The 6,488-nt window shown below is 65.4% G+C and carries 7 protein-coding genes and 3 tRNA genes; all 10 read right to left on the bottom strand.

Annotation, left to right across the window (positions count from 1 at the left end; genetic code table 11):
• Positions 1-508 precede the first annotated feature (508 nt).
• Positions 509-585, bottom strand: a tRNA-Arg gene (locus V3B41_RS15900).
• 32 nt (positions 586-617) lie between these two features.
• Positions 618-694 (bottom strand) — tRNA-Arg (locus V3B41_RS15895).
• Positions 695-763: 69 nt separating this feature from the next.
• Positions 764-840, bottom strand: a tRNA-Arg gene (locus V3B41_RS15890).
• Positions 831-1,757 (bottom strand): alpha/beta fold hydrolase, encoded by a 927-nt coding sequence (locus V3B41_RS15885; protein WP_329861670.1) that lies wholly within the window; start codon positions 1,755-1,757, stop codon positions 831-833. Before V3B41_RS15885 ends, V3B41_RS15890 begins: the two co-directional genes overlap by 10 nt.
• Positions 1,754-2,563: a bifunctional hydroxymethylpyrimidine kinase/phosphomethylpyrimidine kinase gene (gene thiD, locus V3B41_RS15880; RefSeq protein WP_329861669.1), complete on the bottom strand. Its 810-nt coding sequence runs from the start codon at positions 2,561-2,563 to the stop codon at positions 1,754-1,756. Before thiD ends, V3B41_RS15885 begins: the two co-directional genes overlap by 4 nt.
• 107 nt (positions 2,564-2,670) lie before the next feature.
• Positions 2,671-3,339, bottom strand: coding sequence for a YoaK family protein (locus tag V3B41_RS15875; RefSeq protein WP_329861668.1), 669 nt, complete (start codon positions 3,337-3,339; stop codon positions 2,671-2,673).
• Between the two features lie 12 nt (positions 3,340-3,351).
• Positions 3,352-3,855 carry a hypothetical protein gene (locus V3B41_RS15870; protein ID WP_197632696.1) on the bottom strand — a complete coding sequence of 168 codons (504 nt, stop codon included), beginning with the start codon at positions 3,853-3,855 and terminating at the stop codon, positions 3,352-3,354.
• The gene (locus tag V3B41_RS15865) at positions 3,852-5,252 is read right to left on the bottom strand and encodes a PhoH family protein (RefSeq protein WP_014036782.1); all 1,401 of its coding nucleotides are present in this window, start codon (positions 5,250-5,252) and stop codon (positions 3,852-3,854) included. The genes V3B41_RS15870 and V3B41_RS15865 overlap by 4 nt, the downstream gene beginning before the upstream one ends.
• An 84-nt stretch (positions 5,253-5,336) precedes the next feature.
• The gene (locus tag V3B41_RS15860) at positions 5,337-5,816 is read right to left on the bottom strand and encodes a peroxiredoxin (RefSeq protein ID WP_049430673.1); all 480 of its coding nucleotides are present in this window, start codon (positions 5,814-5,816) and stop codon (positions 5,337-5,339) included.
• A 92-nt stretch (positions 5,817-5,908) separates the two neighbouring features.
• Complete coding sequence (locus V3B41_RS15855; protein ID WP_005409051.1) at positions 5,909-6,469, bottom strand: glycine cleavage system protein R; 561 nt, start codon at positions 6,467-6,469, stop codon at positions 5,909-5,911.
• Positions 6,470-6,488: the final 19 nt, after the last annotated feature.

Below are 6,488 nucleotides of genomic sequence, written 5' to 3'. Positions count from 1 at the left end.
GGTCCGGTTGCGGGAGACGCCGTAAACCCGTCCATGGGGGCTTGGCCGCGGCATCCATGCCGCGGACACTCCCGCAACCGGACCCACCCCGCCTTCGACAGTTTCCGGCGATCTGTCGGTGCTGGTGCGATCGGTGGGTGTCGACCTTGGTCGACACAGTAGATCCACGCCATGCGTGGATGCTCTTCGATCAATTGTCGAAATATTCGAACTCGAACTCGAACTCGATGGAGATTCATCCACGCATGGCGTGGATCCATCAGATCGCGGAAATCTGTCAGAGGTGGGGCGGCATGGGCAGGCAGGACCGTTGGCGGCATGGATGCCGCCATCGAGCCCCCATGGATGGGTTTACGGCGTGTCCTGCCTGCCCATGCCGCCCCACCATCCCTCGGAATGCCAGCTGTTGCTGTTGCTCCGGCCGTGGCTTCGGCAGGTGCAGGGCGCAGCCCTGCCGAAAAACACACATAAAAAAAACAGCAGGCCGAGGCCTGCTGTTTCGGTGTAATGGTGCGCCCGGAGAGATTCGAACTCCCGACCGCCTGGTTCGTAGCCAGGTACTCTATCCAACTGAGCTACGGGCGCCAATTACATAAACTTGTTGTGTTGACCGTGTATGGTGCGCCCGGAGAGATTCGAACTCCCGACCGCCTGGTTCGTAGCCAGGTACTCTATCCAACTGAGCTACGGGCGCGCGGTACACAATCAATTTACTACTTAATTTTACTTCATTTCCAGCGGCGGATGCTGGAAACCTGTCGAGTGGTGCGCCCGGAGAGATTCGAACTCCCGACCGCCTGGTTCGTAGCCAGGTACTCTATCCAACTGAGCTACGGGCGCCCTGCGACAGGAGCGGAATTATGCGGATGTCGGCGCGCACCGTCAACAGTTTTGTGAAAATTTTCATCCAACTGAATGAAAAAGCTGTCAGCCACGGCGTCCGGGGCCTTCAGCCAGGCGAAGTGATCGGCGTGCGTACCCAGTTCCTGCGCGGACAGCACGCGCAGCTGCGCGACCACATTCGGCAGTTTCGCCAGTAGCGTCTGCATCGATCCGGTCGGTGCCAGCCAGTCATGTTCCATCAGCACCGCCTGCGCGCTGCCATGCACGCGCGCCATCTGCGCGTCGAGGTCTTCGTCCATGCCGACCGCGGCGTAATGGTTGTTCAGGCCGACGCGCGCCCAGTCGGCGATCAGGCCGCGCGCCTCGGTGCCGCCGAAGCCAAGGCGACGGCCATGCAGCACGCCCTGGCGTTGCGCGATCCACGGCAGGAAGCGGTAGACCAGCGGCAACAGCCAGCCCCGCGGTGGCGGGAAGCTGCGCCAGAACGGTGAGCCGCTGGCGGCCAGCCATAGCCGGTTGAAGTGCTGCGGATTGCGGCCTGCGTGCACGCAGGCCAGCTGCCCGCCAAGGCTGTGGCCGCCGATGATCCAGGGCAGGGCGCCAGTCTCGTCATCCGCTGCAGCCAGAACGGCCTGGCTGCCCGGCAGATCCTGTTCGAGTACTTCCCGATAGCCCCAGTCCCGCGTGCGCGATGGCCGCAGCGAACTGCTGCCGTTGCCGCGCCACTCATGCAGGTAGACCGCCACGCCCTTCGCCGCCAGTGCCTGCGCCAGCGGCAGGTAGTGGCGCGCAGCCACGCCCAGCGCGGGCAGCCACAGCAGGCGCGCGATGGGCTGTGCGGGCACGCAGGCGATCACTTCGTAGCGATGGCCGTCGTTGCACTGCACGGCGAGGATGCGCGGCGTCAGGCTCATGCGTGCGGTGCCGCGCCGAAATGGTCGAGCACCAGCACTTCGCTGCGGCCCGGCGCATAGCCTTGCTGCAGCCCACGTGCAACGTAGTCGATGCCGGCTTCGCAGGCATTGGCCAGGCTCAGGCCATTGCACAGCTGCGCGGCGATGGCGGAGGCCAGCGTGCAGCCGGTACCGTGCGCATCCAGTGGCAGGCGCGCATGGATGAATTCTTCGCTGCTGACGCCGTCGAAATAGCGGTCGATCACGCGATTGCCTTCCTGCAGGTGGCCGCCTTTCAGCAGCACCGCGCCCGCACCAAGATCGAGCAGGGCCGAGGCCGCCTGCTCGGCGTCTTCGCCGTTGCTGATCTTCCGGCCGACCAGCAGTTCTGCTTCCGGCGTGTTGGGGGTGATCAGCGTGGCCAGCGGGATCAGGCGCTCACGCATGGCCTGCAATGCGCTGTCTTCCAGCAGGCGTGCGCCGCTGGTGGCGACCATCACAGGGTCCAGCACAACGTGGGGCGGACGATGCTTCTCCAGTGCGTCGGCGACGGCGTTGATCACTTCGGCGTTGGCCAGCATGCCGAGCTTCACCGCGTGGATGTCGAAGTCGTCGAAGCACGCCTCCAGCTGTGCGCGCAGGAAGTCGATCGGCGGCACATGCACGGCGATGACGCCGCGGGTGTTCTGTGCAGTCAGCGCGGCAATCGCCGACAGGCCATGCACGCGATGTGCGGCGAAGGCCTTCAGGTCGGCCTGGATGCCGGCGCCGCCGCCGGAGTCGGAGCCGGCGATGGTGAGGGCGGAAACGGGAGTGGTCGGGCTCATCAGGCGATTGTGCCGTGGTCACCGCAAAGGCGGTAGCGTCGCTGCCGGTAGATGGGGTCAGGTCTCTTTTTCGCAGAAAAAGGGATCTGACCCCGAGCGCGCGGCCCTCAATGCCGCCAACGTGCCCACTGCTGGTACAGCACATAGCCCAGCCCGGTCAGGCCGGTCAGCAGGGCCGGAGCGAGCAGGGCGTCGTATTGCCAGCGTACGAACAGCCAGGCGCCGATGACACCGCCGGCGAGGAAGCCGCTGATGATCAGTCCGCTGAGGGTCAGGCGCCGCACCTGCAGCGGCAGCCCGCGCAGCAGGTGGCCGAGGCCGATGCCCAGGTCGGTGAACATGCCGCTGAGGTGGGTGGTGCGCACCACCGCGCCACTGAAGGTGGTGGCCATCGCGTTCTGCAGGCCGCAGGCCATGGCGGCGGCCAGCGCGCCCCAGATCTGGTGTTGTTCAAAGAGCGGAATGGCGATCAGAAGCAGCGCCGATTCCAGCGCCAGTGCCACGCCATAGCGCCGGCCCAGCAGCAGGGCGCTGTCCTGGATCAGCAGGCCGCTGAGCATCGCACCCAGCGAGAACGCGATCAGCAGCCCCCACAGGTGCCCGACGACGCGCCAGTCCCCCTGCGCCAGTGCCATGCCGAGCTGGCTGGTACTGCCGGTCATGTGACTGACCGCCTGGTGCTCGAAACCGAGGAAGCCGACCACGTTGACCATGCCGGCTACGCACGAGAGCGCGACCGCACCGATCCAGACCCAGGTGGGCAGGCGTATTCCCATCGGCGGGGCCCCTCAGGGCCCGCCGAAGCCGCCGTTGAACTGAAGCTCGCTGAAGGTGTTGCTGGCCGGATCGAACACTGCGCCCCAGAACTGTGCGCCGCCATCGCAGGTGCGGATCGCTTCCCGTGCGGGATTCACGCCGCTGTCGTCGTGCGGGAAGGCGTTGATGTAGATCAGCCGCTTGCCGGCACTTTCGATGCCGACGTACTGGCGGTCGAAGTCCAGCACCTTCGGCACCTGTGCTTCAAGCGATGACAGCCGCGCTTCCAGCTGATCGATCTGCTGCCGGCTGGGTGCCCAGTAGCCGCTGACGCGCCCGGCCTCGCGGCCGGGGCTGGGCCGCGAGCAGGTGTCGAGCACCTGCGCGGCGATGATCGGGCGGGTGACGACCCAGGACTGGCCGGTGCGCTCGGCGGTCGGCACGCTGGCCGGGCCGCGCGTAGTGGTGCAGGCGCCGAGCACGGCTGTGAGGGTGATCGCAGCCGTGGGCAGCAGCAGGCGGGTGCAGCGGTTCACAACACCTCCGAAGCGTAATCGGCCAGGCGCGAACGCTCGCCACGGCGCAGGGTGATGTGCGCACTATGCGGCCAGTTCTTGAAGCGATCCACCGCGTAGGTCAGGCCCGAAGTGGTTTCGGTCAGGTACGGGGTGTCGATCTGCTCGACGTTGCCCAGGCAGACGATCTTGGTGCCGGGGCCGGCACGGGTGATCAGCGTCTTCATCTGCTTCGGGGTGAGGTTCTGCGCCTCGTCCAGGATCAGGTAGCGCGACAGGAAGGTGCGGCCGCGCATGAAGTTCATCGAGCGGATCTTGATGCGGCTGGCGAGCAGGTCGTTGGTGGCCTGGCGGCCCCAGGTGCCGCCTTCCTGGTTGTGCGTGAGCACTTCCAGGTTGTCGGTCAGCGCGCCCATCCACGGCGTCATCTTCTCTTCCTCGGTGCCCGGCAGGAAACCGATGTCCTCGCCGACGCTGACCGTGGCGCGGGTCATGATGATCTCGCGGTAGCGCTGCTGGTCCATCGTCTGCGCCAGGCCGGCGGCCAGTGCCAGCAGGGTCTTGCCGGTACCGGCGGTACCCAGCAGGGTGACGAAGTCGATCTCCGGGTCCATCAGTGCGTTGAGCGCGAAGTTCTGCTCGCGGTTGCGCGCACTGATGCCCCACACGGCGTGGCTGCCGTGGCGGAAATCATCGACCAGCGACAGCACCACCTTGCCGTCGCCGACCACGCGGCTTACGCGCAGTTCGACTTCGTCTTCGCCGGGCAGGTAGACGTACTGGTTCGGATACCACTCCTCGCCGTCCTGCGCGAGGATTTCGTAATGGGTACGGCCCTTGTCGCTCCAGCTGCGCAGGTCGTCGCCATGGCGCTTCCAGAAGTCTTCCGGCAGCTCGGTGGCGCCGGTGTAGAGCAGGCTGAAATCGTCCAGCGCGCGGTCGTTCTCGTAGTCCTCGGACACGATGCCGGCGATCGCAGCCTTGATCCGCAGGTTGATGTCCTTGGAAACGAACACCACCGGCAGGTCCGGGGTCTCTTCCTTCAGGGCCAGGATCGCGCCGAGGATGGCGTTGTCCGGGATGACCTTGCCGAAGCTCTTGCCGGCATCGAAATGGCTGGTCTGGAAGCGCAGCTTGCCCGCGCTCTGCTTGCCGCGCAGCTGCAGGCCATTGGGCCGCTGCAGCGGAATGCCGTCGGCCAGGTTGTCCAGGCCCGACGCCTGCACCAGCTCGTTGAGGAAGCGGCTCACCTGGCGGGCGTTGCGGCTCGCTTCGGAGGTGCCCTTCTTGCCGTTGTCCAGCTCCTCGATCACCTGCATGGGCAGGTAGACGTCGTGCTCTTCGAATTTGAACAGCGCGGTGGGATCGTGCATCAGCACGTTGGTATCCAGCACGTAGATGCGCTTGCCTCGGGTCATCGTCGATTCCTGGTTACGGACAGGGAAAAACCACCACGGCCTGCTGCGGGGCAGGGTGATGGCAGACACAGTAGGCAGTGGGACTCACTTGGACTGGGAGGCCTTCAGTTCGGCGAGAACAGCATCGGCATGGCCGGCAACCTTGACCTTGCGCCAGGACTGCACGATGCGGCTGTCGGGGGAAATCAGGAAGGTGCTGCGTTCGATGCCACGTACCTGCTTGCCGTACATGTTCTTCATCTTGATCACGTCGAAGGCGGTGCACAGCGCTTCGTCGCCATCGCTGACCAGCGGGAAGCTGAAGCCCTGCTTGGCACAGAAGTTGTCGTGCGACTTCACCGAGTCGCGCGAGACACCGAGCACGACCGCACCGGCCTTCCTGAACTTCGGCAGCAGCGCATTGAAGTCGATGCCTTCGGTGGTGCAGCCGGGCGTGCTGTCCTTGGGGTAGAAGTACAGCACCAGCCACTGGCCGGCATAGTCGCCGAGGGTGGCCTGGTTGCCACCGGACAGTGCCAGCGGCAGGGAGAGGGTAGTGCTGTCCAGGGTATCGCCGTTGTTCATGAGGTCCTTCTGTCGAGCCTGGGTTGTTTCTACGACAATTGCATGAAACGCCACGCGCCCGTGAGAGGCGCGCGAAAAATCCGCACTTCCGATCAGAATTTCATCGGGTCCATGATCGCGTCCAGGTTCAGGTGGTCGCAGAACTCGAGGAAATCGTCGCGCAGCGCGGCGATGTGCATGTTGGCCGGCACGCCGATGGTGACCTGCGCGCTGAACATCTCCGCACCGGTCTGCATGGCGCGGTAGCGGGTGCTCTGCAGGTTCTCGATGGTGATGCCCTGGCGGTCGAAGAAATCGGCCAGCTGGAACAGGATGCCCGGCTTGTCGGCGGCGATCACCTCGACGATGTACGGCAGCAGGTTGGACTGCGCCTGCTTGGCGGCGGTGCGGTACCAGACCAGCTTCAGGCCTTCCTCGCGCTCGAGCCGGGTCAGCATCGCTTCCAGCTTGGCTACCGAGTCCCAGGAGCCGGTGGCCAGGGCGGTGACCGAGACATCGCGACCGACCGTGGCCAGGCGTGCGTCCACCAGGTTGCAGCCGCTGTCGGCGATGCGGCGGGTGACGGACAGCAGGGGGGACTCCGGATGCGTCGTATAGGCGTTGATCAGGAGGTGGTTTTCGCTCGGCGCGGGGCGCGGGGTGGTGTCGGTCAAGGCGATTCCGGGTAATGCA

The sequence above is a fragment of the Stenotrophomonas sp. SMYL89 genome (genome assembly GCF_036319985.1).
Classification (GTDB): domain Bacteria; phylum Pseudomonadota; class Gammaproteobacteria; order Xanthomonadales; family Xanthomonadaceae; genus Stenotrophomonas; species Stenotrophomonas maltophilia_Q.
The sequence above is the reverse complement of the archived record's forward strand: the minus strand, read 5'-3'. Positions and strand labels throughout refer to the sequence as shown.

Bases quoted from the DNA above. Each gene is read 5' to 3' on its own strand.
- V3B41_RS15875 (WP_329861668.1), bottom strand. From the start codon at position 3,339: ATGGGAATACGCCTGCCCACCTGGGTCTGGATCGGTGCGGTCGCGCTC.
- V3B41_RS15865 (WP_014036782.1), bottom strand. From the start codon at position 5,252: ATGACCCGAGGCAAGCGCATCTACGTGCTGGATACCAACGTGCTGATG.
- V3B41_RS15885 (WP_329861670.1), bottom strand. From the start codon at position 1,757: ATGAGCCTGACGCCGCGCATCCTCGCCGTGCAGTGCAACGACGGCCAT.
- thiD (WP_329861669.1), bottom strand. From the start codon at position 2,563: ATGAGCCCGACCACTCCCGTTTCCGCCCTCACCATCGCCGGCTCCGAC.
- V3B41_RS15860 (WP_049430673.1), bottom strand. From the start codon at position 5,816: ATGAACAACGGCGATACCCTGGACAGCACTACCCTCTCCCTGCCGCTG.